16 protein-coding genes are annotated in these 16595 nt (G+C 44.2%); 2 read left to right on the top strand and 14 right to left on the bottom strand.

The features are described 5' to 3' along the window. Positions 1 to 14: 14 nt before the first annotated feature. The 3 genes from HUG15_RS07800 to HUG15_RS22940 form a co-directional block, all read right to left on the bottom strand. Positions 15 to 902, bottom strand: coding sequence for a TetR/AcrR family transcriptional regulator (locus HUG15_RS07800; protein WP_200128128.1), 888 nt, complete (start codon positions 900 to 902; stop codon positions 15 to 17). A 213-nt stretch (positions 903 to 1115) separates the two neighbouring features. Beyond that, positions 1116 to 2054 carry a hypothetical protein gene (locus tag HUG15_RS07795; protein WP_246516548.1) on the bottom strand — a complete coding sequence of 313 codons (939 nt, stop codon included), beginning with the start codon at positions 2052 to 2054 and terminating at the stop codon, positions 1116 to 1118. Continuing rightward, complete coding sequence (locus HUG15_RS22940; RefSeq protein ID WP_246516547.1) at positions 2045 to 2431, bottom strand: hypothetical protein; 387 nt, start codon at positions 2429 to 2431, stop codon at positions 2045 to 2047. Before HUG15_RS22940 ends, HUG15_RS07795 begins: the two co-directional genes overlap by 10 nt. A gap of 259 nt (positions 2432 to 2690) precedes the next feature. Here HUG15_RS22940 and HUG15_RS07790 point away from each other — a divergent pair, with 259 nt between their 5' ends. Continuing rightward, complete coding sequence (locus HUG15_RS07790; RefSeq protein ID WP_200128127.1) at positions 2691 to 3503, top strand: PRC-barrel domain-containing protein; 813 nt, start codon at positions 2691 to 2693, stop codon at positions 3501 to 3503. A 33-nt stretch (positions 3504 to 3536) separates the two neighbouring features. On the opposite strand, the gene HUG15_RS07785 is transcribed toward HUG15_RS07790, so the two are convergent. From HUG15_RS07785 to HUG15_RS07765, 5 genes are all read right to left on the bottom strand, one after another. Then, positions 3537 to 4133: a nitroreductase family protein gene (locus HUG15_RS07785; RefSeq protein WP_200128126.1), complete on the bottom strand. Its 597-nt coding sequence runs from the start codon at positions 4131 to 4133 to the stop codon at positions 3537 to 3539. A gap of 15 nt (positions 4134 to 4148) precedes the next feature. Next, a complete protein-coding gene (trhO, locus tag HUG15_RS07780; RefSeq protein WP_200128125.1) occupies positions 4149 to 5081 on the bottom strand; it encodes an oxygen-dependent tRNA uridine(34) hydroxylase TrhO in 933 nt (310 codons plus the stop codon). Between the two features lie 64 nt (positions 5082 to 5145). Then, positions 5146 to 5880 carry a sulfite exporter TauE/SafE family protein gene (locus HUG15_RS07775; RefSeq protein ID WP_200128124.1) on the bottom strand — a complete coding sequence of 245 codons (735 nt, stop codon included), beginning with the start codon at positions 5878 to 5880 and terminating at the stop codon, positions 5146 to 5148. 180 nt (positions 5881 to 6060) lie between these two features. After that, complete coding sequence (locus tag HUG15_RS07770) at positions 6061 to 6771, bottom strand: SDR family oxidoreductase (RefSeq protein WP_200128123.1); 711 nt, start codon at positions 6769 to 6771, stop codon at positions 6061 to 6063. 383 nt (positions 6772 to 7154) lie between these two features. Beyond that, on the bottom strand, positions 7155 to 7808 hold the full coding sequence (locus HUG15_RS07765) for a GntR family transcriptional regulator (RefSeq protein ID WP_200128122.1): 654 nt from the start codon (positions 7806 to 7808) through the stop codon (positions 7155 to 7157). 105 nt (positions 7809 to 7913) lie between these two features. Here HUG15_RS07765 and HUG15_RS07760 point away from each other — a divergent pair, with 105 nt between their 5' ends. Then, positions 7914 to 8807: a DMT family transporter gene (locus HUG15_RS07760; RefSeq protein ID WP_200128121.1), complete on the top strand. Its 894-nt coding sequence runs from the start codon at positions 7914 to 7916 to the stop codon at positions 8805 to 8807. 707 nt (positions 8808 to 9514) lie between these two features. Here the strand turns inward: HUG15_RS07760 and HUG15_RS07755 are convergent. From HUG15_RS07755 to HUG15_RS07725, 6 genes are all read right to left on the bottom strand, one after another. Beyond that, complete coding sequence (locus tag HUG15_RS07755; RefSeq protein WP_200128120.1) at positions 9515 to 9958, bottom strand: VOC family protein; 444 nt, start codon at positions 9956 to 9958, stop codon at positions 9515 to 9517. A 117-nt stretch (positions 9959 to 10075) separates the two neighbouring features. Beyond that, positions 10076 to 11437, bottom strand: a complete 1362-nt coding sequence (locus HUG15_RS07750) for a serine hydrolase domain-containing protein (protein ID WP_200128119.1) — start codon at positions 11435 to 11437, stop codon at positions 10076 to 10078. An 824-nt stretch (positions 11438 to 12261) separates the two neighbouring features. After that, a complete protein-coding gene (gene prpB, locus HUG15_RS07740; protein ID WP_200128117.1) occupies positions 12262 to 13185 on the bottom strand; it encodes a methylisocitrate lyase in 924 nt (307 codons plus the stop codon). An 11-nt stretch (positions 13186 to 13196) separates the two neighbouring features. Then, complete coding sequence (locus HUG15_RS07735; RefSeq protein ID WP_200128116.1) at positions 13197 to 14636, bottom strand: bifunctional 2-methylcitrate dehydratase/aconitate hydratase; 1440 nt, start codon at positions 14634 to 14636, stop codon at positions 13197 to 13199. Positions 14637 to 14661: 25 nt separating this feature from the next. Further along, the gene (gene mmgD, locus HUG15_RS07730) at positions 14662 to 15774 is read right to left on the bottom strand and encodes a citrate synthase (protein WP_200128115.1); all 1113 of its coding nucleotides are present in this window, start codon (positions 15772 to 15774) and stop codon (positions 14662 to 14664) included. Positions 15775 to 15807: 33 nt separating this feature from the next. Beyond that, entirely contained in the window at positions 15808 to 16485 is a 678-nt protein-coding gene (locus tag HUG15_RS07725) for a GntR family transcriptional regulator (protein ID WP_246516546.1), read from the bottom strand. Positions 16486 to 16595 lie beyond the last annotated feature (110 nt).

Below are 16595 nucleotides of genomic sequence, written 5' to 3'. Positions count from 1 at the left end.
TCGTTCGTTGATATTCACTTGGTTTCTCTATTTCGCAACTCCAGTAAGTCATAAAGTTTTTTCCGTTCGTTTTCAATCGGTGCCCATTGCTGCAAGTAGAGCGTCAGTGCATCCAACAAATAGGTGCGCGGATACTCGGTTTCCGTTTCTTGGTACAGCGCCTCCAGTGCACGATCCACATCGGGTTGTTGATCGGTATCTGCTTGATTTTTCACTTTTTCCCGAAGGATATAGCGAACTTCATCAATCTCTCCTTGAACACTCGCCGGTTTCATATCTTCTTGGTACATTTCGTAATCGTGCATCACGTCTGATGTCAAAACCGGATTTACAGTGGGCTTTGACTCTATCAACGCATCAAGATGTGAAATGATTAAAGCTGCCACATCACGAATAGGCAATGCTTTGTGCTCATCCCCCATGAGCACAACATACTCTCTCATCGTTCCCTGAAAGAGCGCGACCCAATCCCAAAGAAAAGGACGTAATTTCTCTTCTCCATACGCGTTTATAAGACTGTCGCGGTGCCAATTCATTAACGCGACTCTTGTTCGTTTTAACATCCGCATCATTTCCGCATTTTTTGTGATGGGGACAGCGCGCATGAGGGAATGGACGAGAGAGCGATTATTTTTCATCGCTTCCAATTCAAGAACGATTTTTTCTTGCAGTTCATCTTTCGGAGCTAACGTTTGCGTAAGATTGATATTTGTCGTTTTCGTCAACCATTGGTCAAGGTTATACTCCAAAGATTTCAGCAATAACGTCTCTTTTGAAGAAAAATATTTGTACAATGAGGCTTTGGAAATGCCGCAACTTTCAGCGATCTGCTGCATAGACGTGGAATAATAACCGTCAATCGCAAAGCTTTGCAATGCCTTTTCCATAATTTGCTCTTTCAATCCGATCACTACTTTATATTATTATAACTTATGAGTATTATATAAAACCAAACAGTTTTCAATTATATAATTTCATCGCCGGAAAGTCAAACTTCCGGTGTGAACCTCTCCACCTAAATCGAAGATTTTGATGGAGCATCCCTTATCTTAAATACAGCGCAAACAAAAGCGGCTAAGACGCCTCCGGCGCCTCTAATGCTTTCGTAAGGCTAATCAATGAAGACAAGGTCGTGTATGTCCTTTTTGCCACATCAGGTACTTTTGCCTGAAGGGACAACCATGTCGTTTCCGACATGGATTTTTGGATGCCACGAACAAAATATCGCGCGCCAATATTATACGAAGCAGATAAATCGGCATGATAGACTTTTCCTGTTGTAAATGTGGCGAGATCTTTTTTCCATCTCGCTCGACTTCTCCGGAGCCATCAAATGCCAACTTGCTCGTATTCCGAGCATTCACTCTTGATATACGTGTGCCTTGATAATGCGCCATTTCCGTTACTTTGTTCTGAATCCCTTTCTTTCGCCAGTAACGTAATTTGAAACGAAGCTTCCTTGCGCCCCAAAACCCTTTCGGCGTTTTCATTTTATCTAGGTATTCGAAAACAATGACATCGCAATCATTCTCACTTGCAAATGTCACAATTTCATGTGACGTATCATTCACGATGTGTTTTTGAATCCCATAGATACGACGCCAAAAATTCGGTGCAGCAATCCAACCCGACGTCCGTTGCGCTTTGCGTAGTTTGTTCGTCAACGTATATAACCGGTCTTTTTCTTTGGGCTGATTGACAAACTTACGAGCCAAGACAGTGCCTTTTATATCCATGACCGAACAAACCGCAGAGTTGTTGATGCCAAGGTCTATCGCACATATTTTTTGGTCGTTGATTTTTGTTTTATTTAATGTCACTTTTGATTGATAACTAAAATTAAGAGAATACTTTTTCCCAACCTTAACAAGTTTAGGGTTGTTTTCTTTCCAATCCCAAACCCCGCGCTTATATAAGTCTTGTTCTTTGAAGGTGATATCTACCCATACCCAATCATTATTATGAAAGATTTTGATTTGAGCCGTTGATTCCGAGGTTCGGTTGAACATATTACCTCGATAAAACACCGGGAATTCCTTGTGTTTTAATTGCAACCTTGGAGGGCTCTTTTTAAACTTTTCCCCTCGGAAAACGCAATTTCCTTCTCTTCTTCCCAGTTACGCAGATTAGAGCGATAACTTTTCACTTTCCCAAAAGCCGAAGCAATGGCGCTTCTTCGAAAATACGAAGGAAACTTATAAAAACGAGCGTTAAATGCCCGGTACTTTGGAGAAGGGTTTGATTTAGTCGCATGAATGAGCCGTTCCACCGCAGGAACGATAGATTTCGTCCTCATCTCATCAAGGTTATCGAATTCTGTATCTATCACTTCGATAATAAAAGCCAGTGCGTTGTTGTAGATGTCTAGCGTTGCGTCAAAAATGCGTGAATGATTTGTGATTTTATGCGATAACGTTTTGGCTATGTTCATCATCAAACCCTCCTGAAAGTTTTCCGAGATTATATAACAAAACATAAGTTCGATTCTATTATACCTTATCCTTTATGGAAAATCTAATTCTATACTTATCCAAAATGATTTTAAAAATAACCAGACCAAGACCTTAGCGCCTAACCCCACTAAATCGAAGATTTTGAAGGGGAATGCGGCGCTAATTTTTTGTTTCAAAAAATCCCATAGCGGAAACAGGATAATACGGGATAAATGCTATTCAAAAGGAGGTTCTTTCATGCTGATCCGTACTCACGACTTTCAATCGTTTTCCTTATCAGCAGCGGACGAAACGTTTGGATCAGTAACGGATGTTTATTTTGATTCAGCCGGTGAATGGAAAGTCCGTTTTCTTGTTGCCGATACACGACCTTGGTTCATCGGCGGGAAAGTTTTGCTGAGCCCCGAGCTTGTTAATCGTTTGGATATTGAAGCTCAGGAAGTGGATTTCGAAGCGACGAAAGATCAAATCAAGGATAGTCCGCAACCAAAGGAACATGAACCCATTTCCCGGGCGTATGAAGCCTCGATCCTCGATCACTACGGATTAGGCTATTACTGGGCAGCGCCCAATTACGGCCCGGGGCCGGCACCGATGCTCCCTGGGGGCGGCCCTGTCTCCCCGTTCACGCCCGGCGCGACTTTGGGCGAAAATACGGAAGCAGGCGTCAGTTCGGATATGGTAAAAAAGGCAGTTAAACGCGAACAACAGAAAAAGGTGAATGAGAAAGACTTTTACTTGCAAAGCACGAAGGATTTGCGAGGGTATTCGGTCTATGCGACCGAGGACAAAATAGGAACCGTCTCGGATGTCGTTTTTGATACGAACAACTGGCAAGTATGTTTTATGGAGGTGGACACTGCCGGTTTGCTCGCTAAAAATAAATATCTCGTTCCCGTGGAATGGTTCCGGGAATTCGTTCCGGTGGAAGAGCACGCCTACACTCGGTTTACCGATCGCGATATCGTGGAAAGTGCTCCCGACTATGATGAATCCACGCCATTGACGGATGATTACGTCGCTGAAGTTCGCCGTCATTATGGAGAATAGGATGAAAATAGTCGCTACAATTCTGTAGCGGCATTACTCAATGTCTTCATTCATCCATGTCGTTTTTTCCTCAATGCCTTGGCGTTGCTGTTCCTTCTTTTTGTTTGAAGCCGGCCAGCCAAGATAAATAAAGCCTACGACGCCCCCGCGTTCAGACACATTATACAGACGGCGCATCTCCGGGTGGTATGTGGGTGCACCGCTGCGCCAAATCGCCCCGAGACCAAGGGAATGGGCAGCGAGCAACATGTTTTGCACAGCGGCATGGGCTGCTGCAAATTCTTCGATGTCGATCACCTTATCTTTTGTTGCCGGCTCTGCGACGACGGTGATGACAACAGGTGCGCGAAACGGTTTTTCCTCTTTTTTCGCCACCTTCTGTGCTTCCTTATCGTCTAATGATTCTTCTTTGCCGCCCATATCTTCCATCGCTATTTTGCGCAATGTTTTCCCGAGCGGGCGGCGCCCCTCGCCTTGTTGAACAAAAAATTTCCACGGTTCCGTATGATGATGGTTTGGCGCCCACGTTCCCGCTTCCAATATTGTTTCGATCAGTGCCTTGTCCACCGGTTCATCGGGATAAACTTTTCCGTTGCTTCTTCTTGTTCGTATCACTTCTAACGTTTCCATCGGTTTCTCTCCTCATTATTCGGCTGATGTGGCATACGTTGTCCTGATTTCCGGCCAGCGGTTACGCGGATGAACACGACATTCTTCGCAGCAAGCGGCTTGGTGTTTTTCCTCACAATCGGAGCAACAGACATATTGGAGATTGCATTCGGGGTTGGAACAATTGATATAGCGATCCTCCGTCTTGCCGCAGTGATGGCAGTTGGCAACGACGACATCTTCATCGGTATGATTGGCTTTGACAGATATACGTTCATCAAACACATAGCATTTCCCGTCAAACAGATGGCCTTGCACCTCTTCGTCCTGACTGTAATTGACGATGCCTCCATGCAGTTGATAGACGTCGTCAACACCCTTTTGCTTGAGAAGCCCCGTTAGTTTCTCACAGCGAATGCCGCCGGTGCAATAGGTGAGCACTTTTTTTCCTTTCAGTTGATCAATGTTTTCATCAATCCACTCCGGGAATTCACGGGACGTGCTTACTTCCGGCTTGATGGCATTGCGAAAATGGCCGATTTCGTATTCGTAATCATTGCGACCGTCCAATACGACGGTGCCTTCTTCTTGAATGGCTTCGTGAAATTCTTTTGGCGTTAAATAAAGACCGCCATCATCATCCGGCCACACGTCCTCGTCAAGACGCCACGTCACAATTTCTTGCTTTGGACGGACGAACATCTTTTTAAAGGCATGCTCATCAGCCTCATCGATCTTAAACCACATATCGCTAAATCTAGGATCGGATTTGACATATTCCATATAGGCGTCGGTTTGTTCGACCGTTCCGGAAACCGTTCCATTTAGGCCTTCAGGGGCGACAATGATCCGGCCGCGTAACCCCATGTCCTTACAATATTGCAGGTGCGTCTCTGCGAATTCTTCATAATCCGGCATCGGTACATATTTATAATAAAGTAAAATGCGATAATCTTTTTGACTATCCATAACGGTTCCCTCCGAAACATGATTCTTTTACCAGTGACAATCGTAACAGATTTTCGTTTGTTTTTCACGGAGAATGGAAAAAGCGGGGCATAACATCGATCAACAAATAAATAGCTGTAAAAAGTAAAAGGATATAGATTACTACTTGAAAAAGGCGGGGATGAATCCATTTAAATAAAAGTTGCCCCAAATACAATCCTATCAAAACCAGTGGCACAGCAAGACCACTTGAAAACCAAATAACCTCATTAGTCCCCAAAACAATGATTTGAGTGAATAAACTTATTGTGTAGATAAATAAATAAAACGCCAGCGTTGTACCTCTTAACTTTTCCTTTTTAATATCTGCACCTGAAAAATAAAGCATGATAGGGGGACCCGGCATACCAATACTGCTCGTTAAAGAACCCGATAATCCACCAACAAATAAATCTCTTCCTTGCGTTTGGCTGAGACGGAACTTCAGGATTAACATCATCGTTAATAGTAGAATCATGAGGCCGATTCCCAACTTTAACGCATCGATATTTAAAACCATAATCGTCATAATCCCGGTAGGAAGGCCGAACAAACTTCCAATTACAAATCGCTTTAAAATTTTAATGTCCATATCTTTTTTTATTTGTTTTAATAAAGCCAAAGAGATCATTATGGATAAAATGAGATTGATTTGGATGGCTTCGATCGGATCAAATATGATTAGAAGAAATGGCGTTGCCAAAATGGAAAAACCAAACCCTGTGCTCGTTTGAAGGATAGAAGCAACCAAAATAATAACGACAAATATGAATGTATCCAAGTGAACACCTACTTTGTACCCCTCAACATTACGAACCGGATTTACGGTTCAATTCCGAATAATCGTGGAAGCGTTCCGAATAAAACAGTTTTGCGATACCAACCGAATCCAAATTACAATTCCTTTCACAGAAAATATCCAGAAAGCAGTCATCACTTACTTCCTGGACATCCCTTCCGGTTAAACCGGACGGACGGTAACTTCATTGACATTCACATAATCAGGCTGGGTGACGGCATAGACAACAGCTTTTGCAATATCCTTTGTTTCAAGCATCTTTCGATCATTCCAGGCACCGTTACCAACCAAGTCTGTATCTACCATCCCGGGCGAGATATTCGTCATCCTTACGCCTGTTCTGGCCAGTTCCTTTTCCAATCCCATGGAAATGGCTCGTACCGCGTGCTTTGTAGCGCTATAAACGGTACTGGTTTTCGTTACCTCAAGCCCGGAAACTGACGCAACATTGATAAGATGGCCCGTTGACCGGCTCAGCATCGACGGCAATACAGCGTCAATGCCGTAAAGCACGCCTTTTATATTAACATCAACCATTTTATCCCATTCTTCCACCTTGCCGGATCGGACGGTTCCTGCTAGCATTTGTCCAGCGTTATTGACAAAAATATCCACATCGCCTAATTCGGCTTGTGCCTTTTCAGCGAGTTGATTAACGTCTTCTCTATTTGACATGTCTACCTGGACAGACATGACCTTCACTTCGCCATTCGTTATGTCTGTAATTTCACTTTTTACTTCGTTTAATTTGTCCAATCGACGGGCAGCCAGAGCGACGTTTGCTCCTTCCAGTGCTAATTCCTTAGCAATAGTAGCCCCAATTCCGGTGCTGGCACCGGTAACGATCGCTGTTTTTCCTTGTAGCTTGTTCATCTGACAGCCTCCTCCTTCTAATTTTCTTTATAATTATAAATGGAAGCCCAACTCTTAGTTTATCATAAACATTAATCTCACACGCAAACAAAAAATGGGCTATATACATCCCTGTACATAGCCCGTTTGGCTCTGATCCTTCTTTTTGCCTAACGAACGTCGCAGGGAACGGAAGAGACGACGGATATAACCAACTTCCTTACCGGAAAAAATGTCTTTACATCGATACTTTCAACGTTGTATTCAAAAAAAGACCTGAATAAGCGCTATGCCATTTCTGTTTGAATAATACTGGGATGAACGGTCTTAACTGTAATTCCCTTAGATCTTAATCCGATTGCAGCGAATCATTTTAAAATTTTTGTGCACTATTTATCCAGATTTCAGAAATTTATTATATTGCTTAAACTATTCATCCAATTCTCTTTTAGCATGTTCGTTGCCTGTTCAAGTTCATTATTTTTAATACATTCGATAATGACGTTGTGTTGTTGCAAAGATTCATCTTTAGGCACTGAATTATGAAAATAATAAGATTCTACTCTTAATATTTTTTCCTTAACACTTGTTAGTAATTTTTCCAATTCGTTATTTCCTGACATTTTCACAATATGAGCGTGAAATTTCCTGTCATTTTCCAAGCAAAGTTTTGGGTCACCTTGTTTTATTGCAGCTTTATAATCTTGATTTATACTTATCAAGTCTTCCACATCTTGCAACTGAGGATTTTTTATGGCTTCTTCTAAAGCGAGCGTTTCCAATGCAATAACAATGCTATAAATTTCTTTGACTTCAATGACATCTATAGGAGCAACCATTGTATAGCTATTCGGTTTACTTATGATGAATTCCTCATCTTCCAACCTCAGCATTGCCTCTCTGACAGGGGTTCGACTAATCCCCAATTGTTCAGAGAGTTCTTTGTCTCTCAACCTCTCTTCAGGTTTTAATTCCCCTGAAATAATGGCATTCTTTATCCTTTCATACGCATTGTTACGCATGGACACACGATTAATTTTTTGACCTTGTAAAGACATCAGCGGCCTCCTTCTAATATGAGCAGACTTATTTACAAAAGTGCATTTGATATGTAATATATCAATTGTGTTAAAAAAGATCAATTTTTAAAGCGGGAGGTTTTTATGAAACAAAGCACGATCAATATACTTCTCATTGTAACAATCATCTGTATATCGTTATCTGCCATTTTCGTTCGATTATCGGATGCACCATCAACGATAATGGTCATGTATCGCATGTTCCTCGGTTGCGCTTTGCTTTTACCTTTTGTTTTAAAACATATAAAAACGATCCCTCAGATAAAAAAACCGGAATGGTTCGCATTAATTTTTGCAGGTATCTTTTTGGGTGGTCATTTTGGTTTATGGTTTGAATCGCTAAACCACACGACTGTGGCCAGTTCTACGTTAATTTTGGCATTGCAACCTGCAATAGCACTCATTGGCGGTTTGTTTTTCTTCAAAGAGAATATCCAGTTAAAAACACTTCTTACTATAGGCATTGCATTTATTGGTGTGTTGATTGTAGGGGGAGGGAATCTAAATTTAGGGCAAGATGTCCTATTGGGAAATGTATTATCATTCCTTGCCGTCTTTTCTGTCGTTTTCTATTTACTCATCGGGCAGAGAAACGTAAAATTCCTTAATCATTGGGTTTACAGCTTCCTCGTCTTTTTCATCGCCGGTTTAACGATGTTCGTTTATAATTTAATGGCTAACATACCGATGACAGGTTATACAGCTAACGATTGGGGTGTATTCCTACTCCTTGCCGTGTTCCCTTCGGCAGCGCATATCATTTATAATATGTTATTAAACTATATCAATACAACAACTGTTTCAATGACCACACTCGGAGAACCAGTCGGGGCATCTATCTTAGCCATGTTATTCTTGAATGAAATGATAACCGGAGTAGAAGTCATCGGTGGTGCGCTTATTTTAGTCGGGATCTATTTATTTCTGAGACAAAAAAGCGGCTCGGAAAAAGTTGCTTCTGATCCAGTAGAGGGGTGACAATGAACGACCCCTATAACGACACCCCTTTGGTTAAGCCTATCCAAAGGGGTGAAATTATTTCAGTGTTAACGCCGTTTTTTCTTTCCTCGAAAAGCATTGTGTTTGCAACTTGGATTGCATGCGGTCCAAAAGACCTTGGCTGTCATTTACAATTTTTACTGTAGGATATACTCTACCTCTGTAACGGTAGAAACTGGCACATCATCAATCGTCATAATGACGGTATCTTTTGTGCAACTCGAAGGTTCGGTTCAGTGTTACCCATAATCCTCCATCGCAGCAAGCGGGGGGTCTCTGTCATGCTTAGCTACATGTACTCTTCTTTTCTTCACTTTTTATTTATGAATATGTTGCCCTATAAGTTTTATCATAGCTTTCGAATCAGCTAAATTCGGTTGAATTTTTGAATTTTATTGGGCTCTTCATCAAAATCTATCGTTGATATCTGTGGATAATTATGGTGGCGAGACAAGCTAGCGGAGCACGGAGACTCCTGTGGGAAAGCGTAATGGGAAGACCCCGCTAGAATAAAGCGAAAGTCTTTTCTGACGAGGAGGCTGAGCGCAAGCCCACGGAAAGCGTCGTGTTTTTCCGTAGCGACTATCATAGTGCCATGACCCATTTGCGACCATAGATTTTAGTGTTGACCCTTTTATTAAACTGATTGGTTCCATTCTCGATTGGGTATATGGTATTTTTTACTTCTAACCTTTTATGATCAACATGTTTGAGTCATCAAATTCCCAATTCGAGCCGTAAGCAACCTCCCAATAATAACCATCAGGATCGATGAAATATCCTCCGTATCCGCCCCATGACAATGTTTTCGGCTCTTTAACAACCTCGGCACCGACTTTTTTAACGGATTGAAGAATTTCATCAACTTCAGTTTCAGATTTCGCATTATAAGCAAGCGTGATGCCTGAGAATCCTCCTTTTGATAATTCGGGAGGATGCTCTTCATTGATATCTTTTGCCAATTCTTCAATAGGAAATAACTCTAACTTTGATCCTTCATTTTTAAAGAATACTATAACGGGTTTTTCCTCATCTCCCGTGACCGATGCTTCAAAACCGATGTCACGATAAAATTTAAGCGAATTTCCAATATCTTTTACACCTAAAGTGATCAGATTAATTCTATTCATACAGATTCACTCCTTTATTTGTGTCTATTGCAGAACTTCAGAACTAACTTCCCTTATCTGTTCATACCTTAGAAAAACTCGACTTATCGCCAGGGCACCCTGACGAATCTCCATTATTTATTCATTTTCACTTTTCATGAGCTGCCTAAACCCAAAATGAAGGCGGTTTTCTGTAAACTGTAACAAGTACTCAGTCCCATGCATTGCAATTGTGACAGCCCTGCTCCCGACGGAACGGGTTGGAATTTCGGTTCCTAGATACCCGACAAAAATGGCTGCATTTTTTTCATAGACTTTGATCGTTTGGCCCTCATTAGACTGATACGTACCAATGATCGCATGGCGTTCTGCTTCAGTAAGTTCGTAATCTTCATATTTGATGGCTGCCTTGTCCGGTTCAATACCCATTTCGCTTTGTACAGCCCCTTTTAAAAGCGATTCAGCAGGGGCACCTGCAATGTTCGTTAAACAAATGGCAGCCATGTCTCGATCGGGCAATACCCCAAAATGTGCCGTCACACCCTTAATACTTCCGCCATGTTCAATGAGTGTTGTTCCAAAAAAGTCAGGCATGACGATAACGCCGTACCCATAATGCAGACCGGGCTCTACTTCAATATGTTGGGACGTTAACGCATCGAGACTTTCCGGAGTTAAAATGCCATTACCATCGTTCAAAAAAACATCTCCGAAGCGAAGCATATCATTGGCTGTCGATTTGACATAGCCGGCGGCCCACATCGCCGGTGCATCCCACCATTCTGGTGAGTGTTCAACCACTGGCGTATCGGCAGTTGGATCAACAATGTACAGGCGTGCCGCCCGATGATCCAATCGATCGGGATTAAAGAAACTATTTTTCATATCCAGGGGTTGAAAGATATTTGTCTCTATATAACGTTCATACGGTTGCCCGCTCAGACGCTCAATAATAGTACCGAGAAGCGCATAGCCGTCGTTTGAATAGCTGAATGATCGTCCAGGCCGATCAAGGAGGTTAAATGGAATGGTATTTAAATGGTTTATAAGATCATCGTATGTATCGATGCTATCTTGCTCCCGGTCAAGAGGGGCGCCCAGTTTAATTTGCAAATCGAAGGAACCATCCCTCTCCATCGATTGCTTATTCGCATAAAAAAGCGTATTTAACGGAGGGATACCGGATGAATGAGTCATCAGGTGATGAAGGGTTATATCATTACTCCCTTGAAACGTAACTTCGGGTATATATGTTTTAATCGTGTCATGAATGGATAGTTCGCCAGCTTCTTGTAATTGAAGTACCGCGATACAGGTCATTGCCTTTGCGATACTGCCAATCCCAAACATGGTGTCAGGTGTAACGGGTAATAGATTTTCCTGATCGCGGTAGCCAAATGTTTGCTCGTAACGTTGATTGTTCAATGAGATTATTGCTCCTGGAGTTTGATGAGTGTTTAGAAGCGATTCAGCAAACGTTTCGTACATTTTTTGATCCATAGTAGCGCCTCCTCGATATTGTTAATACTCGTTTCCGGACCCAAATAACGAACTTCTTTATTCGTCTCTTGAGATCCTTTAAGATAATGGATTTCCTTCATCACCTAATAGATTAATTCTATTCTTCCCTTTATAACTCCTGCTTTAGTCGATCAATCATTTTTTCTACAGAGCATCGTGCCTATCTCTGAAGGACAAACGCTCATTTTGAGCAAATAACTATTTCCATGATGGAGGGTGGCGGCATACGCAGACGCCATGAGGCGCTCTTACCTATTTAGAAACTTGACTTTTCGCCAAGCTTTTATAGCGAAAAGCCTTAGCCCAACTTATGTAGGTAAGAAAGTTGATTTATACTTTTGTACGAAAATGATCCTTCATAGAGACCGAATTTCTCAGCGACACTTGGATTTGGGCATCATGGCGCGGGCATGGCGACCGAAATTACCGGCGACACTCGGATTTGGGCATCATGACGCGGGCATGGCGACCGAATTTCTCGGCAGCACTTGGATTCGGGCATCATGGCGCGGGCATGGCGACCGAAATTACCGGCAGCACTCGAGTTCGGGCTTCATGACGCGGGCATGGCGACCGAATTTCTCGGCGGCACTCGGGTTCGGGCGCCATGATCGTGGGTGCGTTTTGTAGTTGCCAAAATATAATACAGTCGACAACGGTCTCACTTTGAGCAAATAACTATTTCCATGATGGAGGTGGCGGCATACGCAGACGCCACGAGGCACTCTTACATACCAAAATAATGACCCCCTTTGAATAGCCATATCCAAAGGGGGCTAGCCGACTTTATTGCACATACACTGTTAACGCCGTTCTTTCCCTTCCTCGGGAAGAATTGTTTTCGCGACTTGCTCATCGAGCGCTTCATAGTCATAGTACGAAATCGTTTCATACAGTTCCGCCCGTGATTGCATGCGGTCCAATTGGTCTTTTTGCGTGCCTTTTTCCAGGATTTCCTGAAAAACTTCCGCGTACGCTTTCGCCGCGACACGCATAGATGTCACCGGGTAAATAACCATTTGAAAACCAAAAGAAGAAAATTCTTCCGCCGTAAAATATGGTGTTTTTCCAAACTCGGTCATATTCGCGAGCAAAGGGGCATCAATGCGGTCGGCAAAATAACGAAAATCTTCCTCGTTCGTTAACGCTTCAGGAAAAATAGCGTCCGCGCCGGCATCGACATAAGCGCGGGCGCGATCGACAGCGGCGTCGGCCCCTTCCACAGCCTTCGCGTCCGTCCGTGCAACGACAGCGAGCGTCGGCGCGACTTTCTTAATCGTTTGCACCTTGGCGGCCATCTCCTCTGTGCTTACGAGCTGTTTTCCGTTTAAATGGCCACATTTTTTCGGCAACGCTTGATCTTCGATTTGTACAGCAGCTACACCCGCTTCGACCATTTCTGTTGCCGTTCGCGCGACATTGAGCACGCCGCCGAAGCCTGTGTCAATGTCAACGAGCACCGGAAGGTCAGACGCGCGGATGATGTCTTGCGCCCGTTCGGCGATCTCGTTGGAGTAAATGAGCCCCACATCCGGCAACCCGCGGCTGGCCGTATAAGCCCCGCCCGATAAATACAGGGCTTGAAAGCCTGTTTCTTTTGCCACGAGGGCCGACATGCCGTCGTGGGCACCGGGCATTTGCAATATTTGTTCTCGATCGTTAATCAAATCCAAAAATGCTTGATAGCGTTCTTTCTGACTGGATTTTTCCGTTACAATCCAACTCATTTTCGTTCCTCCTAGATGATGAAGCTTGCCATATAATCATTGACTGTTGTGTTTTTCAACCGCTCGGCATTAACGCCTAAATCCAAGAGATCGTCTGCTTGTCCGGCAGGAAATCTCGTTTTTAGGTTTTCGTGATATTTTTCTTCAAGCAGTGGGATGCTTTCTTCCCGGCGGCGACGGTGTCCGAGCGGGTATTCGACCGCTACATTTTCCGTTTTGGAGCCGTCTTTAAACGTCACCTGTACGGCATTGGCAATCGAACGTTTATCAGGGTCGAGATAATCAGCCGTGTATTGCTTGTTTTCTTCGGTATACATTTTCTGGCGCAGTTCGTCAATCTCCGGGTTCTGCGCTATCTCATCTTCATAGTGATCGGCTGTCAATTCGCCGTAAATTAAACCAATTGCCGTGATATATTGCAAAGAATGATCGCGGTCAGCCGGATTATGGAGCGGCCCTGTTTTATCGATGATGCGGATGGCAGACTCATGGGTCGTAATCTTGACTTCCGCGATCTCATCCAATCGCCACGCGACTTCATCATGCAATTTTATCGCCGCTTCCGCTGCCGTTTGCGCGTGGAATTCCGCTGGATAAGAAACTTTGAAAAGCACGTTTTCCATAACGTAAGAACCGAGCGGGCGAGCCAGATTGATCGTTTCTCCTCCAAACAGCACGTCCTGGAAGCCCCAATTCGGTGCTGTAAGCGCGCTTGCGTAACCCATTTCGCCTTTCATCGTCATGAGAGCCAGGCGCACCGCCCGACTTGTCGCGTCTCCTGCGGCCCACGATTTACGCGACCCTGCATTCGGGGCGTGACGATACGTACGGAGGCTGGAGTTGTCCACCCATGCTTGGGATACCGCATCGGCGACCTGCTCCTTGTTGCCGCCCAACATGGCGGTCACGACTGCAGTTGACGCAACTTTTACAAATAGGACATGGTCCAATCCTTGGCGGTTCATGCTATTTTCAAGGGCAAGCACGCCTTGGATTTCATGGGCTTTCACCGTTGCGACCAGTACATCCTCCATCGTGAGCGGCTTTTCCCCATTGGCTAACCGCTTGCGGCTCACATAATCTGCAGTCGCCAAAATACCGCCAAGATTGTCGGACGGATGCCCCCATTCGGCGGCCAGCCACGTGTCATTGTAATCGAGCCAGCGAATGATCGTCCCGATATTAAACGCGCCTTGTACGGGGTCAAGTTCAAATTGCGTTCCCGGAACCCGTACGCCATTCGGAACCGTCGTTCCCGGAACGATCGGCCCTAGGTGTTTCGTGCATTCCGGATACCGAAGGGCCAATAAACCGCAACCGATCGTATCAAGCAAAACATACCTGGCTGTTTTCAACGCTTCTTCGCTTTGGATTTCCCCGTTTACTGCGTAGTCTGCAATGTCTAATAGCACTTCATCAGTGGTTGGTTTTTCATTTGCTTTTGTACTCATTGGCAAGATGCCTCGCTTTCATTTTTTAAGGGTGTAATCCACGCGGACCTGTGTAATGGACACGCGGGCGATAAAGACGGTTGTTATCATGTTGCTCGATCACGTGTGCACCGAGTCCGACCACGCGGGCTGCGAAGAAAATCGGTGTGTAAAGCGGGATCGGGATATTCAATAAATAATAGACTGGTGCCGCGTAATAATCAAGGTTTGGATACAAGCCTTTTTCTTCACGGATGATATCTTCCCCGCGTTCACACATCTCATAAAGGTCTTCCCGACCTCGTTCCACCGCCAATTTATACAAGGCTTTTTTCATGAGTAACGCTCGCGGGTCCATTTTCTTCATGTACACGCGATGGCCAAAGCCCATGACCCGTTCTTTATTGCGTAATTTTTCATGCAACAGCTTTGACATGCCGTCGACGGTTTCCGCTTCAAGAAGCATGTGCATGACCGCTTCGTTCGCGCCGCCGTGCAGATTCCCTTTCAATGAAGAAACCGCTCCGGTCATAGCCCCGTAAATATCAGCATTCGTGGAAGCAATCACCCGTGCCGTAAACGTTGAGTTCGGCATCTCATGCTCGCTGTATACCATGAGCGATTGGTCGAATGTTTCCGCTTCCAAATTGGTCGGTTCTTTTCCCGTAATCATATAAAGAAAGTTCGTGCTGTACGGCAAGTCCGGATTAGCGGGAACAGGATTTTCCCCTTGCAACGTGTGGTAGCTGTTGGCAACAATATTTGGTATTTTCGCCAATACTTTCAGCGCTTTGTCCCGATTCGCCGCCGTGGACCGATCATCAATCTGCGAATCATAACCCGCCAAAGCGGAAATACCTGTCCGCATCGCATCCATGGCGTGCGTTTCTTTTGGAAGCATGGAAAACAAATTGAAGAAATTTTCCGGAAGGGCATATTCTTTTTTTAACGCGCTTTCGATGGACAGCCGCCCTTGTTGATCCGGCAAAGACCCTTCAAACAAAAGGTGGACAAGATCGAGATAGTTTTTCTTTTCGGCAAGCTCGATGAGGTCATAGCCTTTAAGGACAATTTCCTCGTTCTCCACATCCAAATATGAAATTTCCGTGTCTGTCGCAATAACACCGTCAAGTCCGGCTTTCACTTGCTGCTCTCCCATTTAAAAGCACCTCATTTCTTCTTTTTATGCTGCTTATTTGTCCATTTCGTTTACGTACGGCTCGAGCGTTTCCTCGATGGTCACGAGGCTGCGCCTAATGTGCGCGCGCATAGCCTCTTCAATCTCTTTTCCCGTTTTTTTTGCTTTTAAAAGCTGTAAAATTTTTTCATGTTCGTCTACCGGTGTTTGCAACGAGTAGCCTGGATTTTTATAGCCCCCGATCCGGCGATATCGATCAATTTTGTTTTGCAATTGCTGCAAAAAGCGTTTGTTTGTTTCATTGGTGCTTAAAGCATGTAAAATTTGATGGAAATGCTCGCCGTGCTTCACAATCTCATCGCTTCGGTTTGTTTTCACCGCTCGGTGCATGAGTTCGACGACGTCTTCGAGTCGATAGAGATGTTCTTCTGTCATATTTTCCGCTGCTTCGCGAGCGACAAGACTCTCCAGCATTTCCCTAACCTGAAAAACGTCCCTCGCTTCCTGCAACGTGATTGGCGCGACCATCATACGGCCATTCGACTGCTTGACGACAAACCCTTCCAGTTCCAGCCGGTAAAGAGCCTGGCGCAATGGGGTCCGGCTAATCTGCAAATCCTTGGAAAGATGTTCCTCCCGCAAAGGAGCAGACGGCGCGTATACCCACTCGATGATGTTTGTTTTCAATTGTTCATAGGCCAAATCAGCAGCCGACATTCGCTTTTCGTACACGCGTACATTCTCCTTTTTCTAAAATGAAGCGTATCACCACACTTCCAAGATTCGTATATCGTTTCTTATTATAATTGTATACAAAAATATTTTTCTGTCAATATTTTTTC

The organism is Salicibibacter cibarius (genome assembly GCF_016495725.1).
Classification (GTDB): domain Bacteria; phylum Bacillota; class Bacilli; order Bacillales; family Marinococcaceae; genus Salicibibacter; species Salicibibacter cibarius.
The sequence above is the reverse complement of the archived record's forward strand: the minus strand, read 5'-3'. Positions and strand labels throughout refer to the sequence as shown.

Excerpts from the sequence above, each read along its gene's own strand:
- HUG15_RS07770 (WP_200128123.1), bottom strand. The coding sequence starts at position 6,771 with ATGAACAAGCTACAAGGAAAAACAGCGATCGTTACCGGTGCCAGCACC.
- HUG15_RS07765 (WP_200128122.1), bottom strand. The coding sequence starts at position 7,808 with ATGTCTTTACAAGGTCAAAAAATTAATCGTGTGTCCATGCGTAACAAT.
- HUG15_RS07755 (WP_200128120.1), bottom strand. The coding sequence starts at position 9,958 with ATGAATAGAATTAATCTGATCACTTTAGGTGTAAAAGATATTGGAAAT.
- prpB (WP_200128117.1), bottom strand. The coding sequence starts at position 13,185 with ATGAGTTGGATTGTAACGGAAAAATCCAGTCAGAAAGAACGCTATCAA.
- HUG15_RS22940 (WP_246516547.1), bottom strand. The coding sequence starts at position 2,431 with ATGAACATAGCCAAAACGTTATCGCATAAAATCACAAATCATTCACGC.
- HUG15_RS07750 (WP_200128119.1), bottom strand. The coding sequence starts at position 11,437 with ATGGATCAAAAAATGTACGAAACGTTTGCTGAATCGCTTCTAAACACT.
- HUG15_RS07735 (WP_200128116.1), bottom strand. The coding sequence starts at position 14,636 with ATGAGTACAAAAGCAAATGAAAAACCAACCACTGATGAAGTGCTATTA.
- HUG15_RS07760 (WP_200128121.1), top strand. The coding sequence starts at position 7,914 with ATGAAACAAAGCACGATCAATATACTTCTCATTGTAACAATCATCTGT.
- HUG15_RS07790 (WP_200128127.1), top strand. The coding sequence starts at position 2,691 with ATGCTGATCCGTACTCACGACTTTCAATCGTTTTCCTTATCAGCAGCG.
- mmgD (WP_200128115.1), bottom strand. The coding sequence starts at position 15,774 with ATGGGAGAGCAGCAAGTGAAAGCCGGACTTGACGGTGTTATTGCGACA.
- HUG15_RS07785 (WP_200128126.1), bottom strand. The coding sequence starts at position 4,133 with ATGGAAACGTTAGAAGTGATACGAACAAGAAGAAGCAACGGAAAAGTT.
- trhO (WP_200128125.1), bottom strand. The coding sequence starts at position 5,081 with ATGGATAGTCAAAAAGATTATCGCATTTTACTTTATTATAAATATGTA.